Source organism: Rhodoblastus sp. (assembly GCF_019449565.1).
GTDB lineage: Bacteria > Pseudomonadota > Alphaproteobacteria > Rhizobiales > Beijerinckiaceae > Rhodoblastus.
The window spans coordinates 17,413-32,258 of the sequence record NZ_JAGRPM010000025.1 but is presented as its reverse complement, the minus strand read 5'-3'; the positions used below and the strand labels follow the sequence as shown (position 1 = coordinate 32,258).

Genomic DNA, 14,846 nt, shown 5'->3' with positions numbered 1-14,846 from the left:
GCCAAAAGCGGCGCCCTTGCGGCGAGAAGCAGGACGGAAAGAGGCGATGGCGACAGGTACGCGACTGCAAGGCTGGATGACGGCGCTGGTGACCCCCTTCAAGGAGGACGCCGTGGACGAGGCCGCGTTTCGCGCCTTGATCGATTGGCAGATCGAAAGCGGCATCCATGGACTGGTCCCGGTCGGGACGACCGGCGAAAGCCCGACCCTGTCGCATGCCGAGCACAAGCGCGTGGTCGAGATCGCCATCGCGGAAACGAAGGGCCGCGTTCCGGTCATCGCCGGCGCCGGCTCCAACAATACGCGTGAGGCGGTCGAACTCGCCGTCCACGCCGAAAAGGCGGGCGCCGACGCGGTTCTGGTCGTGACGCCCTATTACAACAAGCCCAATCAGGAAGGCCTGTTCCAGCATTTCAAGGCGATCGACGAAGCCATCGGCATTCCGATCGTCATCTATAATATTCCGCCGCGCTCGGTGATCGACATGTCGGTCGAGACCATGAAGCGCTGCGCCGACGAATTGCGCAATATCGCCGGGGTCAAGGACGCCACCGGCAATGTCGCGCGCATTTCCATGCAGCGTCAGGCCATGGGGCCGGGCTTCCTGCAGTTTTCTGGCGACGACATGACGGCTCTGGCCTGTTTCGCCGCCGGAGCTTCCGGCTGCATTTCGGTGGTGTCCAACATCGCGCCGCGTCCCTGTGCGCAATTGTGGGAGGCCGCCGCCAGTGGCGATTACGTCAGGGCGCTCGCCATTCAGGACAGCCTGACGCCGCTGCACGCCGCGACCTTCCTTGAAGCCGGCGTCACCGGCGCGAAATCGGGCCTGAGCCTGCTCGGCCGCGCGCGCGAGGAAGTCCGCCTGCCGCTGGTCGGCTCGACAGACAAGACCCGCGCGGCGATCCGCGCGGCCATGGTCCATGCCGGCGTCCTGGCGGGCTGACGATCGGAACCCGGAATGTATGAGCCCGCGCTTTTTCGCATTGAGGACAAAGGCGAACTGATCGCCTTTGTTCGCGCGAATCCGCTCGGACTCGTCATTGCGGCGGGCGCCGAAGGAACCAGCGCCGATCTAATTCCCTTCATTGTCGACGATGACGGCGTTGCGTTGCGCGCCCATTTCGCCCGCGCGAATCCATTGTCGCAAACTCTCGCCTCGCCGCAGCGCGTGCTCGTCGTCTTCATGGGTCCGCAGACCTATGTCAGCCCCGGCTATTATCCATCCAAGGCCGAACATGGACGCGTCGTGCCGACCTGGAATTACGCCATGGTCCAGGCTGCGGGAACCGCGAGTCTGCGCGACGAACCGGACTGGATCGCGGCGCAGCTCGCCGACCTGACCGCCCAGCAGGAGGTTGAGCGCCCGGCGCCATGGGCGCCGTCGGACGCGCCGAAAGACTTTCTCGCCGCGCAATTGCGCGCCATCACAGGCCTTGAGATCGTCATCGACGATCTTCGCGGCAAATATAAATTGTCGCAAAATCGGAATGAACGCGACCGGCTCGGCGTCATGGCCGGACTTTGCCGGGAGGCGGCGCCGGAAGCGCAGGCCGTTGCCGCAATGATGCGGGCGAAACTACAGACCGACGGGCCGGAGGCCCATTCATAAATTGGCGGAAAAACCAGCAAAAAACTTCAAGATCGTCGCCGACAATCGCAAGGCTCGTTACAATTACGAAATTGGCGAGGTTTTCGAGGCGGGCATCGCGCTGACCGGGACGGAGGTCAAAAGCTTGCGGACCGGCCGCTCGACCATCGCCGAATCCTACGCCAGCGTCGACAAGCACGGCGAAATCTGGCTCGTGAACGCCAATATTCCCGAATATCTCGCCGGCAACCGCTTCAACCACGAACCAAAGCGCCTCCGCAAACTCCTGCTCAAGCAGCGCGAAATCGCGAAACTTTCGCAGGGCGTCCAAAGAGAGGGCATGACGATCGTGCCGCTTAAGCTATATTTCAACGCGCAAGGCCGCGCCAAGGTCGAGATCGCTCTCGGCAAGGGCAAGCAATTGCACGATAAGCGCGAAACAGAAAAACAGCGCGACTGGAACCGCGAAAAAGGCCGGCTCCTGAAACAGCGCGACTGACGTGGCGACGCCCCGGCGAAAACCGCGTCGCTGAAATGCGGGAGGGGCTCGCGTGAGCGAGAAGCTGCAAAGTCATTTTTTCAAATCCGCCGACGGGCTGAACTTGCACGCCCTCGACTTCGGCGCGGAGAGCGGCTCGGTCCCCGTCATCTGCCTGCCGGGCCTGACGCGTCCGGCGCGCGATTTCGTCGTGCTGGCGCTCTTCCTGAGCACGCGCACGCACAGGCGGATCGTCGGCATTGATTATCGCGGGCGCGGCGGTTCGGACTGGGACCCCGACTGGACCCATTATTCCTTCCCGATCGAATTCGCGGACATCCTGACGGTCATCGACGCCTTGGGTATCGACTCTGCCATCTTCATCGGCCTGTCACGCGGCGGCCTTCACGCCCTGACGCTCGGCGGCGTCCGTCCCGACCTCGTCAAAGGTCTGATCCTCAATGACGTCGGCCCGCAGCTCAACCCCGCCGGCCTCGCCAATATCAAGAATTACATTGGCCACCTGCCCCTGCTCCGCGATCTCGACGAGGCGGTGGCGCATTACAGGCGCGTCATGGGCCCACGCTTTCCCGACGTGCCCGACGAGCAATGGCGGTTCTATGCGGAAAATTCGCTGAACATCACGCCGGAGCGGCTGCGCCTGTCCTATGATCCGCAATTGGCGCGAACCATGGAATCATTCGACCCCGAGGCGCCACTGCCGGATTTCTGGCCACAGTTCTGCGCTCTCAAGGCGCCCATTCTCGCCCTGCGCGGGGAGAATTCGGACCTCTTGACGCCCGAGGTCCATGCAGAAATGGCGGCGCGCAATCCGCTTTGCCAGACCCATGTCGTGCCGGGCCAGGGCCACGCGCCGCTGCTGCTGGATTCGCCAACCCTTGAGCGGATCGCCGCCTTCGTCAACGAAGTCGACGCCGCCCCAACAGGCTGAGTCTTGCAGGGATGAGGCTCAGGCCTCGCGCACGCCGGTGAAATCGGTGGCGCCGAGCGGCGAGGTGAAGGTGCCCGCAAGCGCGTCGCCGCTGGCCTTGACGCTGAAGCCGATGGCGAAATTGCCCATTGGCGTCGGAACGCTCGCGCTGAATTCCGCCGTGTCGTCTTCCAGCACCAGATCGTTCAGAGGCGCCTCGCCGATCGGCGAGATGAGTCCGCCGGTGCCGTCGGCATTGATCCGCAAAGAGGGAGTCTGAACGCCGAAAGGCGTTTCCAGCGACAGTTTCCACGTGCCGACGATAGCCATGATGCCTTCCTTTACCGAAAATATTGCCCGCGCATCGGATTGAAGCGCGGGCGATGCGATCATAACGGGGCGCCGACGCGGCCGCCAGATGGGGAAAAAGATTTCAGCCGCCGGGCCGCTTACCAGCCGGCGATGCGCGAGCAGGAGCTGGCGCCAGCGCCGAAATCATAGCGGTCGCCGCAGGCATAGGCCACCGGCGGAACATGGCTACGCTGGAACATATCGTAGCCTTCCTTCAGGTTGCGCCAGAAGCCCGACCAATCCCTTTGCGGCTGCGCGTTCACCGGCGTGAGGAAGGCCATGAACTGCTTCGGAGAACTTTCGCGCGCGATCGCCTCTTCCGTCATGCGGAAGGGAAAAATATGAACCGGCACCTCGCGCTGGCCATTGCGCAACGCCGCCTCGACGATGCCGTAGATTTCGTCAATGCCATTATTGGTCATCGCGAAACAGCCGACCGATTTGCAATCGCCATGAACCATGACGGCGCTGCCGGTCGAGCCCTGACGGCGATCATAGGCGTTGGGATAGCCGATATCGAAAGCGAGATGATAGTGCGAATTCGGATTGAGCTGGCGCGCCGAGACGGAATAGAAGCCCTCCGGCGACTGATAATCCGCCTGACGGGTCTTGGGTCCGAGCTGGCCGGACCATTTGCAGACGGGGTAGGACTTGTAGAGCGCGTAATTGTCGCCGCGCTTCAGCCAGAGTTCGAGCACGCCTTCCTTCTTGAAGATACGGACATAGGCGGGCGAACCCTTCTTGAAGCCGCCCTGGGCGTTGTCGTCAGGCAGAACCTCGGCCGACGGCTGGCCCGGCGTTACGGCGGCATTCGCGCCGCCGATCGAGGCGGTGACTGCCGCAAGAGCATTGGCGACGCCCGGGAAGGAGCCCGGCGAAGCGGCGGCGGCCATTGAGGCGGCGGGCGGCGTCGCCTTGGCCGGAGAAGCGAGGGCGGCAGGCGAAGCCGGCGCGGTTGCGGCAGGCGAGACAGTGGCCCCAGGCGCCGGTGGCGCGGCGGAGACCGTGGGAGAAGGACCAATGACGGGCTGCGGCGCAGCCGGAAGGGCGGGTATGGCGACAGGCGAGGCCTCGATCAGGGCGGCGATTGTCGTGGGAGCCTTGAGCGAGGCCGGACGGACCGGCGGCAGCGGGGCCGGCTTGCCATGGAACAGGGCCTGACCCTCGGGTAGCGAGGCCGACGCGGGGGGAAGCGACTGCGGATTGGCTGGCGTTGCGAGGTCGCTTTCGGGGAGCGCCGATTCCTGAGCGGGCGACGGTGAGGCCGGCGGCGCATCGTCCGTGCGCAGCGACGACGACCCGGCCAAGCCGCCAGGAAAGGCGCCGGACGAGGAAAAGATGGGCAGGTTGTCCGGCTGGAGGCTCGCCAGCACCGTTAGGCGGGGATCCTCCGGCGCGGGAGTAGGAGTTTCGGCGGTCTTGACCGGAGCGGGTTTGATGGTGGCGGTCTGGTCGGGAACGGCAGGCGTCTCAACCGCAGCGTTTTCGGCGCCGGCGGCGCCGAACAGAGCAGCCACCCCGGAAGCAGGCGCTTCCGCCGATTCGGCCTGCATCGCGGCTTGATAGGAGAGGAAGGCGCCAAGGCAAAGCGAGGCTGCGGAGGCGACGGAAAGCCCCAGAAAACGCACCCAGTTCCGATGCTTCACTGCATTTGCCTCCGCCTCCGGATCGAATCGCGATTGGTGGCGATTCGTATCCTGCGCCATCATGCGCTCATGGCGGCGCTTACAGGATCATCAGGTTAACATCTTGCGCCGAGCTTGCTCCGATTCAAATCAATTCCCGGCGCAGCTCCAGCCTGACGGCGCCTTTTTTCCACAACCATTGTCTTTTTGCAACAGCCTTGAACTGGCTCACGAAAACCCGCTTCGAACACCCGCTTATGGAATGCCGATCATCTTGTGGGTCTGAAGGCTCAATCGCCAGCGCGGATGGGCCAGGCAAAAGGCGATCGCCTCGCGCGTGTTGCGCTCACGGTCCGGCCCGTCCATGGGCTGCAGGAACAGCCGTTCGAACGCCAGCGCCTCGAACTCTTCCGGCGCCAGCCCCGACTGGGGAAAGACCAGCTTCAGTTCCTGTCCGTGACTCACGCGCAGCGGCGCGCCCGCCTTGGGGCTGACGCACAGCCAGTCGATTCCCGGCGGCGGCGCGAGCGTCCCATTGCTTTCGACCGCGACGAAAAAGCCCTGGGCGTGGGCGGCGTCGATCAACGCGGAATCGAGCTGCAGCAAAGGCTCGCCGCCGGTGAAGACGACGCAGCGCCCCACCCCGCCCTCGCCCCAGACCTCGGCGAGCCGTCGGGCGAGATCCTCCGCCGTGGCGAATTTGCCGCCGCCTTCGCCATCGATTCCAACGAAATCGGTGTCGCAAAAGGTGCAGGCGGCCTCGGCGCGGTCTTCCTCGCGACCGCTCCACAGATTGCAGCCAGCGAAGCGGCAGAACACGGCGGCGCGCCCGGCCTGCCCGCCCTCGCCCTGCAAGGTCTTGAACATTTCCTTGACGCTATAGGTCATCCCGGCTCCCTTGCGCCGATCCTATATCGGATTTCGCGACGACCAGATCAATTGCCTTCGCCCCCTCAGCAATCGTCGGGAAAGCCGCCGGCGAAAACGATATCCGCAATCGCCTTGCGACCATTGGGCTTTTCCAGCGGCTGGCGATCCGCAGGAAGGCTGGACGCGTCGCCGCGCCGGCCGATGGCGATCATCGCTTCCAGCTTGAGGCTTTCCGCCGCGCGGGCGGCGACGCGCGCGCGCTCCTTGTCGAACCCGCCCATGGCCCGCGTCGTCCAACCCAGCAGCGCCGCCTGAAACGCGAGGCTCGCCCAGGCCGCGCCCGTGTCGAAGGAGGCGCTGGCGGACGATGCCTGTTCCTTCTGGCCAGGGGGCGTAAACGCCGCCTTGCTGGCGATCAGGACCAGGGCCGAAGCCTGCTTGGCCCAGACCTGATTCATTTCGCTCAGGCAGGCGAAGAATTTATCGAAATCCGGTTCGCCGCGCCGGGCGAAGGCAAAGCGCCACGGTTGGGAATTGTAACTGGATGGAGCGAATCGCGCCGCCTCGAACAAGGCGAACAGAATCTCGTCCGGAATGGGCTCGCCCGTCATCGCTCGCGACGACCAGCGTCCGATGAACAATGACGAGACAGGCGTTCCGGCGCTTCGCTCGCCAGCCTCCGAGACGAGGGCGGCGAGGTCGGGATTGGTCTTGGTCATGGGTGTGCGTCCGCAATTGAGGCGTCATCGATTTCATCGCGCGCTGCGGGGCGAGGTTCAAGTCCCGCGCCGCAAGGCCGGACTTGCGTCAGCGCAGGCGTGACAATAGTCAAAGACAGCAAAAGGATTTTGTGAATTAATCGCCCCGATAGCCACCCGCCCAACGAGCCCGCCGTGACCGCCCTTTTTGTCGGACATACCTATATCGACATGACGATGATCACCGACGTCATGCCCTCGGGCGATGAGAAATCCGTCGCGAAGGACTTCGCGGTCTCCTTCGGAGGCAATGCGGTGACCGCCGCCTTCGCCTGCGCCCGGCTCGGCCTTCAGCCCGATCTGCTCACCACCATGGCCGACGACTGGCTCGGGCAGATGTTCTGGGAAATGGCGCATAAATACGGCGTCTCGATCTATCCGCGCAAAGTCGCGCGCTCCTCGCTGTCCTTCGTGCTGCCGAGCGGCGGCAAGCGCGCCATTCTGCGTGCGCGCGATTCGCATCACCTCCGCCCCTTCATGAAGCTCGACGTGTCGAGCTATGAGGCGCTGCATCTCGACGGTCACCAGGCCGACGCCGCGCTTTATTATGCCAAGGCCTTCCGGGAGAAGGGCCTGCTGACCTCGCTTGACGGCGGCGCCCTGCGCGTCAATACCGAGGAAGTGCTGCACTCCATTGACATCGCCGTGGTGGCGGAGGCCTTTTGCGCGCAACTGAAGCTCACCGCGCTGGAGACCCTGGCCTATCTCGCGGCGCGCGGGGTCAAGATCGCCGCGGTGACCGAGGGCGAACGCGGCCTGCTCTGGAGCGACGAGGATGGCCTCATCTCGCGCATGCCCGCCCTGCCCGTGCCATCGGACAAGGTGATCGACACCTCCGGCGCTGGCGACGTGTTCCACGGCGCCTATCTCGCCTCCTATCTGCGCAACCGTAGCGCACGCTGGGCGGAGCATTTCGATTTCGCCCGCGCGGCGTCGGCCTTCAAGATCCAGCATCTGGGCAATGAGGCCGGCCTGCCTTCGATGGACGACATCGCCGAAATGCGGCGGCTTTATGCGAATGAGGACTGAGCCAGCCGAATTTGCCAGATTGCTCGAAACTTGACACTTTATCCCGGCCTTTCGCCCGTTCCCGGAAAGGAGCGCATTATGACCCGCGCCGTCACACTCAAGATTCTCACCCTCGCCTCGGCTTTCGCCCTGCCCCTGGCCCTCGCCGCGCCAGCCTTCGCCCAGAACAAGACTTGCCATAGCGAGATCGCGCGCCTGCAAAACGTGCTCGACACGGGCGGCGATATCCCGCTGGATATGAAGGAATCGGATTTCGCGACCACGCACCACCAGCCGACGCCCGATTCGATCGCCGCCGCCAAGGGGGTCGCCCGGGCCAAGGCCGCGAAGGCGCTCGATCAGGCGCGGCAGTTCGAGGCGCAGGGCAAGGAAGCGGACTGCCTTAAGGCCCTCGACGTCATCGCTTTGCCCAGCCAGCGCTGAGCGCCGCCCGGATTTAGCCTGCCCAGATTTAGCCTGCCCAAGCCAGCGCGCCGCCGGTCATAGGTTCGCTCACGCCGGTCGTGCTCGGGAAGGTCAGCGGCAGGCCCTTGACCGAGCGCACGCCGAGGAAGGCGAAGGCCTGGGCCTCGATGGCCTGCGCATCCCAGCCGAAGTCCTCGGCGCGCCGCACCGGACAGGGCGCGCGCTCGGCCAGCGCCTGGACAATGGCGGGATTATGCGCGCCGCCGCCGCAGAGAACGATCATGCGCGGCGTCTCGGGCAGGAAGCGCAGATGGGCGAGAATGCCGCACGCCGTGAAGGCGACAATGGTCGCAGCGGCGTCGGGCGTCGCCAGAGCTGAAACAGCTTTTGGCGAAAACGCGTTCCGGTCCAGTGACTTCGGCGGCTTTTGTGAGAAATAGGAGTGAGCGGTCAAAGCCGCGAGCGCGGCCTCGTTCACCGAGCCTGACAGCGCGCAGGCGCCGTCCCTATCCATTGCGGCGCCCGTGCGGGCCAGCATCAGGTCGTCGAGCAAGGCATTGCCCGGCCCCGCGTCGCAGGCCAGCGGGTCCGCATTCGCCGTGACATAGGTAATGTTGGCGACGCCGCCGATATTGACGAACAACATGGGCAGGATGGCGCCCGAGGCCTCGGCCAATGCGCGATGATAGACCGGAACCAGAGGCGCGCCCTGCCCGCCCGCCGCCATATCCGCAGCGCGCAAGTCATAGGCGACGTCGATGCCCACGGTGCGGGCGAGGAAGGCGCCGTCGCCGAGTTGCACTGTCAGGCCCCGGTCGGGACGGTGCAGCACGGTCTGGCCGTGGAAGCCGATGACGTCAACCGCCGCCGGATCGATGCTTTCGCGCGTCAGAAAATCGCGGATCGCCTCGATATGACGGTTGGTGACCAGGTCTTCCGCCTCCGCCAGCAGGCCCGGCCGGTCATCACGCTTGACGAGATATCTGGCCGCGTCCACGGCGCCGCGCAGCAGGACGCGGTCGGCGTCGGAAAAAGGATAGGAGGCCGCTGGCCCGAATTTCAGCATCTGGCGGCCGTCTGTTTCCAAAAAGGCCAGATCGACCCCGTCCATTGACGTGCCCGTCATTGCGCCGATGGCGCGGAAGATTTTCGGCATTGCAAACCCCGCAGGGACTTTCGGACACTATGTTGAGAATCAAGCTAAACGCAAAGAACCGGAAACGCGACTATGATCGAACTTTTTTACTGGCCCACTCCCAATGGCCACAAGATCACGATTTTCCTTGAGGAAGCCGGCCTGCCCTATGAAATCAGGCCGATCAATATCGGCGCGGGCGACCAGTTCAAGCCGGACTTCCTCAAAATCGCGCCGAATAATCGCATGCCGGCGATCATCGACCACGCCCCCGCCGATGGCGGCGCGCCGATTTCCATTTTCGAATCGGGCGCCATTCTCCAATATCTGGCCGAAAAGACCGGCAAGTTCCTGCCTGCCGCCACCCGCGAGAAATATGCGGCGCTGCAATGGCTCTACTGGCAGATGGGCGGGCTTGGCCCGATGGCCGGGCAGAATCATCATTTCGGCGTCTATGCGCCGGAGCAAATACCCTATGCCATCGACCGCTATGTGAAAGAGACCAACCGGCTCTATGGCGTGCTCGATCGCCAGCTCGCCACGACCCAGGATTCCGGCGGCTTCGTCGCCGGCGCTTTTTCCATTGCCGACATGGCCAGCTATCCCTGGATCGTCCCGTGGAAGAACCAGCAGCAAAATCTCGATGATTTTCCGCATCTGCGCCGTTGGTTCGACGCCATCCGCGCACGCCCGGCGGTCGTGAAAGCCTATGAGATCGGCGAGAAGATCCGCCCGACCGCGCCAATGACGGAAGAAGCGAAAAAGGTCCTGTTCGGCCAGACCGCCGAGAGCGTCAAAGCGAAGGCGTGAACATGGCCGCGGGTTTCGCCGCCATTCGCAGGCGCGCCGAACGCCGCAAGGGCGGCGCGTACGCGCTGGCCGCCTTGCTGCCGGGGCGCATCTCCAACGCCGATCTGGCGGGGACGCCCGACGACCGTATCCTGGCCGGCATGACGCGGCGCATTTTCTGCGCAGGCTTCGTCTGGCGGGTGATCGACCAGAAATGGCCCGGCTTCGAAGAGGCTTTTCTGGGCTTCCAGCCGCAAAGGCTCGCCTTCGAGCCGGACGAGTTCTGGGATCGGCTGGCGAGCGATGCGCGCATCGTCCGCCATGGCGCGAAGATCGCCGCCGTCCGCCACAACGCGGCCTTTGTCAGCCGCGTGGCGGCGGAGCGCGGCTCCTTCGGGCGGCTGCTCGCCGACTGGCCCGCTGGCGACGAGATCGGCCTCCTCGCTTTTCTCGCCAAAAACGGCGCGCGGCTCGGCGGCATGACTGGCCAATATTTTCTGCGCTTCATCGGCTGGGACGCCTTCATCCTTTCGGGCGACGTGCTGACGTCCTTGCGCGAGTCCGGCGTCGAAATTTCTGAAAAGGCGACGTCGAAACGCGATCTGGCCGCGGCGCAGACGGCGTTTAATGGCTGGGCGCAGGAGACTGGCCTGAGCTTTGTCGCGCTCTCGCGCATCTGCGCGATGTCGGCGGGCGAGAATCTCGACGCTCAGACCCTGCTCCAGCGCATGCACGGCGAGGAATGATGTTTTACGAGCCCGACCGCCGCGATCGCGCCCTGCTCCCGCACGATCCGTTCAAGGCGATGGTCGCCCCGCGCCCGATCGGCTGGATTTCCACGCGCAGCCCATCGGGCGCGGTCAATCTGGCGCCCTACAGCTTCTTCAACGCCATTGGCGGCGCCCCGCCTTTGCTCGCCTTTTCCAGCGAGGGCGCCAAGGACAGCGCCTCCTTTGCCGAGGAGAGCGGCGAATTCGTCTGGAACATGGCGAGTTTCGCGCTGCGCGAGGCGATGAACGCCAGCGCCGCGTCCCTCCCGCGCGGACAAAGCGAGTTCGAATACGCCGGGCTGGAGACGGCGCCTTGCGTGAAGGTGAAGGCGCCTCGGGTCGCAGCGAGTCCATGCAGCCTCGAATGCAAGGTGACGGAAATCATCCGGCTGAAGGACATCTCCGGCGAACCGATGGGCAATGTCCTGACCATCGGCCAGGTGGTCGGCGTCCACATCGACCCGGCCTTTCTGCGCGACGGCAAGTTCGATCTCGTCGCCGCCCAACCGCTGCTGCGTTGCGGCTATGCCGGCGATTACGCCACCATCGGCGCCCTGTTCGACATGCGCCGGCCGGTCTGATCATTTTTCAAGAATTTTCTCCACCAGCACGCGTTCGCAGGCCTTGAAGCCCAGATACATGGCGAGCGCGAACAGGCCCGACGCCAGAAGCTGGCCAAGCTGCGTCAACGCGCCTTCCATCACCGCCATCGCGCCATGGACCGAGAGGAAGCGGACATTCGCCTCCAGCATGACGAAAATATTGACCGAGGCCAGGGCGCCGAGGAAGGAAAATACGCCCATCAGCAGGAAGGTCGTGACCCAGTGGAAGGCCAGGATTTTCTGGAACGCCTTGCGCATGAGCGGTCCTCAAAAAAGCTCTCGTGTTCGAAACGCTCAACGCTTCCTGGCGAGGTGCCGGCTCGGCAACAATTCGCCAGTTCGCTCCAGCAAAGGATAGGCCGAAGCGGCGACGATGTGACCATTGATCTGCTTGAGGTCGCGCATCAATTCGAGCCGGAACGCGCTGGCCCGGGCGAGCGCGGCGGAACCGGAGCCGATGGCGTTCAGATGGGCGAGCGCCGCCTGCGACTCAGCATCGCGAAACGCAATTTTCTCGTCGGCCAGAAGATGCGCCACGCGCGGATCTTCGGTCATGAACAGCGATCCCGCCGTGCGGAGATTGCCGTCGAGGCGATCAATCATGCGCAGGACTTCGTCGCGATCCGCTGGGTCGAGCCCAATGGCGTCCTTGAGCTGTTTGGCGAGGGCGGCAAGGAAGCCGCGCGACAGCGCGTCGCCCGCCTGCTCGATTTCGGAGACGAAAGTCGCGATCTCCCCCATGCGGCGCTGATCCGCCGCGCTCAAGGCCTCCGGATCGAGCGAAACAAGATAGCCCTTGATTGCTCCCGCGAGCCGATCGATCAGATCGTCGCGGCGCCGGGCCTCGACCGCGGCGCGGCGATCCCCCTTTTCAACCGCCAGACGCGTCGCGCCGATTGTCTCCTGCACCAGATCGACCAGTCGGAGCGCCTCGCGCCCTGCGCCGCCCAAAGCGATAATTGGGGTCTCCCGCGCCGCGGCGTCGAGATAGATGGGGTTCGCGGGGTCCGCCGGATCCTCGCGACGCGGCAGGAGGCGCTTCAGCAGCGAGGCGTAATAAGGAAGAATAGGGAAAAAGGCCGCCGCGACGACCAGGTTGAACAAGGTGTGGAAATTCACCACCGCCCGGCCATTGTCCGGGAAAGCCGTGACCATGAACCGGCCGATCGGCGCGAGAAAGGCCAGCGCGACCGCTGCTCCCGCCACACGGGTTATGAGATTGCCCAGCGGCAGGCGCTTCGCCACCGGATCGTCGCCGGCCGGCCCTTCCAGCACCGGGTTGATGGCCGCGCCGATATTCGCGCCGAGAACCAGCGCGAAAGCGGCGTCGGGCGGCACGGCGCCGCGCGCGGCGAGAGACATGACGAACAGTACGACCGCAACGCTCGAATGCGCCGCCCAGGTCAGACCCGCCGCGACCAATACATCGACCAGCGGCTCGGTCGCGATCGCGCCCAACAACATGCGAAGGCTCGGCGTGTCCTCATAGACCATCATGAGGTCGAGCAGTTGGCTCAGGGCGAGGAACATCAGTCCAAGGCCGATGAAGGCGCGGCCGACGTCGCGCGCCGCGCCTGAATCGCGGCGAAACAGGATGACGCCCAGCAGAATGAAAGTGGGCGCGAAGGCGGTGACGTTGAACGTCAGGAATTGCGCGACCAGCGTTGTCCCGACATTGGCGCCGAGCATGACGGCCAGCGCGGGAACGAGATCGACCATGCCAGCGGCGGCGAAGCCCGTCGCCATCAGACCGGTCGCCGTGCTGCTCTGCAACAGGGCGGTGACGCCGACTCCGGCAAGAAAAGCCTGGAGCCGTCCATGCAACGCGGATGCGAGAAAGGCTCCCAGGCGCGGCCCAAAGGCGCGCTGGATCCCAGTCTGAACCATGTGGGAGCCCCAGAGCAACAGGGCCACGGCGCCGCAGAGGCTGAGCAGGTTCAGTGGAAAAGTCATCGCGCGGCCTCCGGTTCGCTTCGCAAGCGCAACACAGATTTAAACAGGCCTGCAGCTCCACGTCCAATGGCGAAAAGCCCGCGCTGTTCCCGTCGCCGCCGCTTCCCGCCCCTCAGCCCCCGATCACGCTGGTGATGACCTGCCCGCCGCGATTGATCGTGAGCTTCCACATATAGGGACGCTGGCCCGTGATCCGCGCCAGATCGCGCGTAGTCTGAACCTTCTCGCCATTGAGCGTCAGCACAATATCGCCCTTCTGGAAGCCGACCATGGCGGCGGCGGTATTCTCCTCGATCTCGACCACAGCGACGCCTTCCTGCGCGTTGGCGATCGAGAATTCCTCGATCGTCGCGGGCGAAAGATTGACCACGCTGGCTCCGGCCAAGGGCGACGCGCCCTCGATCTTCATCATGTCGCGCGGCGGGCGCTCGGGCGCGGCCGTCAATTTGAGCGGCACCACCGCCTGCTTGCCATCGCGACGGATGGACAGGGACGCGACCCCGCCAGTCGGCCTCGCGCCGAGGCGATAGCCGACGCCGCCGGCGTCCGTGACCTCCTTGCCGTCCACGGCGATGATGACGTCGCCACGCTTCAGGCCGCCCTCCGCCGCCGGTCCGCGCGGGTCGACTTCCGCCACCAGCGCGCCATTGGGACGGTCGAGGCCGAGCGAATCGGCCAGATCGCGCGAGAGACTCTGCAGATTCGCGCCAAGCCAGGGCCGCCGCACCTCCTTGCCGCCCGCCTTGGCCGCCGCGACCACGCTCTTGACCATATTGACCGGAATCGCGAAACCGATGCCGACCGAGCCGCCGGATTGCGAAAAGATCGCCGAATTAATGCCGATCAGCCGCCCTTCCATATCAACCAGGGCCCCGCCGGAATTGCCCGGATTGATCGCGGCGTCGGTCTGGATGAAGAAGCCGTAATCCGAGATGCCGATCTCGGTGCGCGCGACGGCGGAGACAATGCCCTGCGTCACGGTCTGGCCAACGCCAAAGGGATCGCCGATGGCGAGCGCGAGATCGCCGACCTCGATGGCGTCGGAATCGCCCATATCGAGCACCGGGAAGACCTCGCCGCCGCCCTTGATGCGCAGTATGGCGAGATCGCTGCGTGGGTCGCGCAGCAGGACCTCCGCCGGCAATTCGCGCCGGTCCAGCAGCGCGACCTTTACGTCGGTCATGTTCTCGATGACGTGATTATTGGTCACGACGAGGCCGGAGGGATCGACGATCACGCCCGAACCGAGCGACTGCGCCTTCGCGCCGCCGGGTCGCTGGCCGCCCCCGAAAAAGCGCTGAAAAACCGGATCGTCGAACAAAGGATTGCGCGCCGGCGCCTTCTCCACCCGTTGCGCATAGACATTGACCACCGCCGGCGCAGCCTTCTTCACCACCGGTGCAAAGCTGAGCGTCACCTGGGCCTTGGATTGCGGAACGGCGCGCGCGTCCTCCGCGACGACGGGCGCGGCGGCGAGAAGAATCAGTCCGGCGGCGAATATGGGACGAAACATGCGAATCCCCTTCTGGACCACCAAATATATTCGTGGCCGCCGAATATAG

At 64.7% G+C, this 14,846-nt stretch carries 17 protein-coding genes; 9 read left to right on the top strand and 8 right to left on the bottom strand.

All coding sequences use genetic code 11. The features are described 5' to 3' along the window. The first annotated feature begins 46 nt into the window (after nt 1–46). From dapA to QZ409_RS05730, 4 genes are read left to right on the top strand one after another with little or no spacing between them, the layout of a single operon-like run. Nucleotides 47–943 (top strand): 4-hydroxy-tetrahydrodipicolinate synthase, encoded by an 897-nt coding sequence (dapA, locus tag QZ409_RS05745; RefSeq protein ID WP_296707729.1) that lies wholly within the window; start codon nt 47–49, stop codon nt 941–943. Nucleotides 944–958: 15 nt separating this feature from the next. After that, the gene (locus tag QZ409_RS05740) at nt 959–1,609 is read left to right on the top strand and encodes an FMN-binding negative transcriptional regulator (protein ID WP_296707728.1); all 651 of its coding nucleotides are present in this window, start codon (nt 959–961) and stop codon (nt 1,607–1,609) included. 1 nt (nt 1,610) lies between these two features. Continuing rightward, the gene (gene smpB / locus QZ409_RS05735; RefSeq protein ID WP_296707727.1) at nt 1,611–2,087 is read left to right on the top strand and encodes an SsrA-binding protein SmpB; all 477 of its coding nucleotides are present in this window, start codon (nt 1,611–1,613) and stop codon (nt 2,085–2,087) included. 52 nt (nt 2,088–2,139) lie between these two features. Beyond that, a complete protein-coding gene (locus QZ409_RS05730; RefSeq protein ID WP_296707725.1) occupies nt 2,140–3,018 on the top strand; it encodes an alpha/beta hydrolase in 879 nt (292 codons plus the stop codon). A gap of 18 nt (nt 3,019–3,036) precedes the next feature. Here QZ409_RS05730 and QZ409_RS05725 read toward each other — a convergent pair whose 3' ends face one another. From QZ409_RS05725 to QZ409_RS05710, 4 genes are all read right to left on the bottom strand, one after another. Next, on the bottom strand, nt 3,037–3,327 hold the full coding sequence (locus QZ409_RS05725) for a hypothetical protein (protein WP_296707723.1): 291 nt from the start codon (nt 3,325–3,327) through the stop codon (nt 3,037–3,039). A 119-nt stretch (nt 3,328–3,446) separates the two neighbouring features. Then, nucleotides 3,447–4,994, bottom strand: a complete 1,548-nt coding sequence (locus QZ409_RS05720; RefSeq protein ID WP_296707721.1) for a L,D-transpeptidase family protein — start codon at nt 4,992–4,994, stop codon at nt 3,447–3,449. A gap of 234 nt (nt 4,995–5,228) precedes the next feature. Then, nucleotides 5,229–5,861 carry a 7-carboxy-7-deazaguanine synthase gene (gene queE / locus QZ409_RS05715; RefSeq protein ID WP_296707719.1) on the bottom strand — a complete coding sequence of 211 codons (633 nt, stop codon included), beginning with the start codon at nt 5,859–5,861 and terminating at the stop codon, nt 5,229–5,231. A 65-nt stretch (nt 5,862–5,926) separates the two neighbouring features. Next, entirely contained in the window at nt 5,927–6,562 is a 636-nt protein-coding gene (locus QZ409_RS05710) for a nitroreductase family protein (RefSeq protein WP_296707717.1), read from the bottom strand. Between the two features lie 174 nt (nt 6,563–6,736). Between QZ409_RS05710 and QZ409_RS05705 the strand changes: the two genes are divergently transcribed. Both QZ409_RS05705 and QZ409_RS05700 read left to right on the top strand, forming a co-directional pair. Further along, nucleotides 6,737–7,630, top strand: coding sequence for a PfkB family carbohydrate kinase (locus QZ409_RS05705; protein WP_296707715.1), 894 nt, complete (start codon nt 6,737–6,739; stop codon nt 7,628–7,630). A 78-nt stretch (nt 7,631–7,708) separates the two neighbouring features. Next, a complete protein-coding gene (locus QZ409_RS05700; RefSeq protein ID WP_296707713.1) occupies nt 7,709–8,053 on the top strand; it encodes a hypothetical protein in 345 nt (114 codons plus the stop codon). Between the two features lie 28 nt (nt 8,054–8,081). Here the strand turns inward: QZ409_RS05700 and QZ409_RS05695 are convergent, their stop codons facing one another. Then, on the bottom strand, nt 8,082–9,191 hold the full coding sequence (locus QZ409_RS05695; protein ID WP_296707712.1) for an anhydro-N-acetylmuramic acid kinase: 1,110 nt from the start codon (nt 9,189–9,191) through the stop codon (nt 8,082–8,084). A gap of 72 nt (nt 9,192–9,263) precedes the next feature. Between QZ409_RS05695 and QZ409_RS05690 the strand changes: the two genes are divergently transcribed. From QZ409_RS05690 to QZ409_RS05680, 3 genes are read left to right on the top strand one after another with little or no spacing between them, the layout of a single operon-like run. Further along, nucleotides 9,264–9,980 (top strand): glutathione S-transferase N-terminal domain-containing protein, encoded by a 717-nt coding sequence (locus tag QZ409_RS05690; RefSeq protein WP_296707710.1) that lies wholly within the window; start codon nt 9,264–9,266, stop codon nt 9,978–9,980. A gap of 2 nt (nt 9,981–9,982) precedes the next feature. Continuing rightward, a complete protein-coding gene (locus QZ409_RS05685; RefSeq protein WP_296707707.1) occupies nt 9,983–10,705 on the top strand; it encodes a DNA-3-methyladenine glycosylase I in 723 nt (240 codons plus the stop codon). Further along, nucleotides 10,705–11,310 carry a flavin reductase family protein gene (locus tag QZ409_RS05680; protein ID WP_296707705.1) on the top strand — a complete coding sequence of 202 codons (606 nt, stop codon included), beginning with the start codon at nt 10,705–10,707 and terminating at the stop codon, nt 11,308–11,310. The genes QZ409_RS05685 and QZ409_RS05680 overlap by 1 nt, the downstream gene beginning before the upstream one ends. On the opposite strand, the gene QZ409_RS05675 is transcribed toward QZ409_RS05680, so the two are convergent. From QZ409_RS05675 to QZ409_RS05665, 3 genes are all read right to left on the bottom strand, one after another. Continuing rightward, the gene (locus QZ409_RS05675) at nt 11,311–11,589 is read right to left on the bottom strand and encodes a hypothetical protein (RefSeq protein WP_296707703.1); all 279 of its coding nucleotides are present in this window, start codon (nt 11,587–11,589) and stop codon (nt 11,311–11,313) included. Nucleotides 11,590–11,625: 36 nt separating this feature from the next. Further along, the gene (locus tag QZ409_RS05670) at nt 11,626–13,284 is read right to left on the bottom strand and encodes a Na/Pi cotransporter family protein (protein WP_296707701.1); all 1,659 of its coding nucleotides are present in this window, start codon (nt 13,282–13,284) and stop codon (nt 11,626–11,628) included. A gap of 112 nt (nt 13,285–13,396) precedes the next feature. Then, nucleotides 13,397–14,797 (bottom strand): Do family serine endopeptidase, encoded by a 1,401-nt coding sequence (locus QZ409_RS05665; protein ID WP_296707699.1) that lies wholly within the window; start codon nt 14,795–14,797, stop codon nt 13,397–13,399. Nucleotides 14,798–14,846 lie beyond the last annotated feature (49 nt).

What these genes read in the sequence shown, in the direction of transcription:
- dapA (WP_296707729.1), top strand. Translation starts at nt 47, where the DNA reads ATGGCGACAGGTACGCGACTGCAAGGCTGGATGACGGCGCTGGTGACC.
- QZ409_RS05670 (WP_296707701.1), bottom strand. Translation starts at nt 13,284, where the DNA reads ATGACTTTTCCACTGAACCTGCTCAGCCTCTGCGGCGCCGTGGCCCTG.
- QZ409_RS05695 (WP_296707712.1), bottom strand. Translation starts at nt 9,191, where the DNA reads ATGCCGAAAATCTTCCGCGCCATCGGCGCAATGACGGGCACGTCAATG.
- QZ409_RS05675 (WP_296707703.1), bottom strand. Translation starts at nt 11,589, where the DNA reads ATGCGCAAGGCGTTCCAGAAAATCCTGGCCTTCCACTGGGTCACGACC.
- QZ409_RS05740 (WP_296707728.1), top strand. Translation starts at nt 959, where the DNA reads ATGTATGAGCCCGCGCTTTTTCGCATTGAGGACAAAGGCGAACTGATC.
- QZ409_RS05685 (WP_296707707.1), top strand. Translation starts at nt 9,983, where the DNA reads ATGGCCGCGGGTTTCGCCGCCATTCGCAGGCGCGCCGAACGCCGCAAG.
- queE (WP_296707719.1), bottom strand. Translation starts at nt 5,861, where the DNA reads ATGACCTATAGCGTCAAGGAAATGTTCAAGACCTTGCAGGGCGAGGGC.
- QZ409_RS05690 (WP_296707710.1), top strand. Translation starts at nt 9,264, where the DNA reads ATGATCGAACTTTTTTACTGGCCCACTCCCAATGGCCACAAGATCACG.
- QZ409_RS05725 (WP_296707723.1), bottom strand. Translation starts at nt 3,327, where the DNA reads ATGGCTATCGTCGGCACGTGGAAACTGTCGCTGGAAACGCCTTTCGGC.
- QZ409_RS05680 (WP_296707705.1), top strand. Translation starts at nt 10,705, where the DNA reads ATGTTTTACGAGCCCGACCGCCGCGATCGCGCCCTGCTCCCGCACGAT.
- QZ409_RS05700 (WP_296707713.1), top strand. Translation starts at nt 7,709, where the DNA reads ATGACCCGCGCCGTCACACTCAAGATTCTCACCCTCGCCTCGGCTTTC.
- QZ409_RS05665 (WP_296707699.1), bottom strand. Translation starts at nt 14,797, where the DNA reads ATGTTTCGTCCCATATTCGCCGCCGGACTGATTCTTCTCGCCGCCGCG.
- QZ409_RS05710 (WP_296707717.1), bottom strand. Translation starts at nt 6,562, where the DNA reads ATGACCAAGACCAATCCCGACCTCGCCGCCCTCGTCTCGGAGGCTGGC.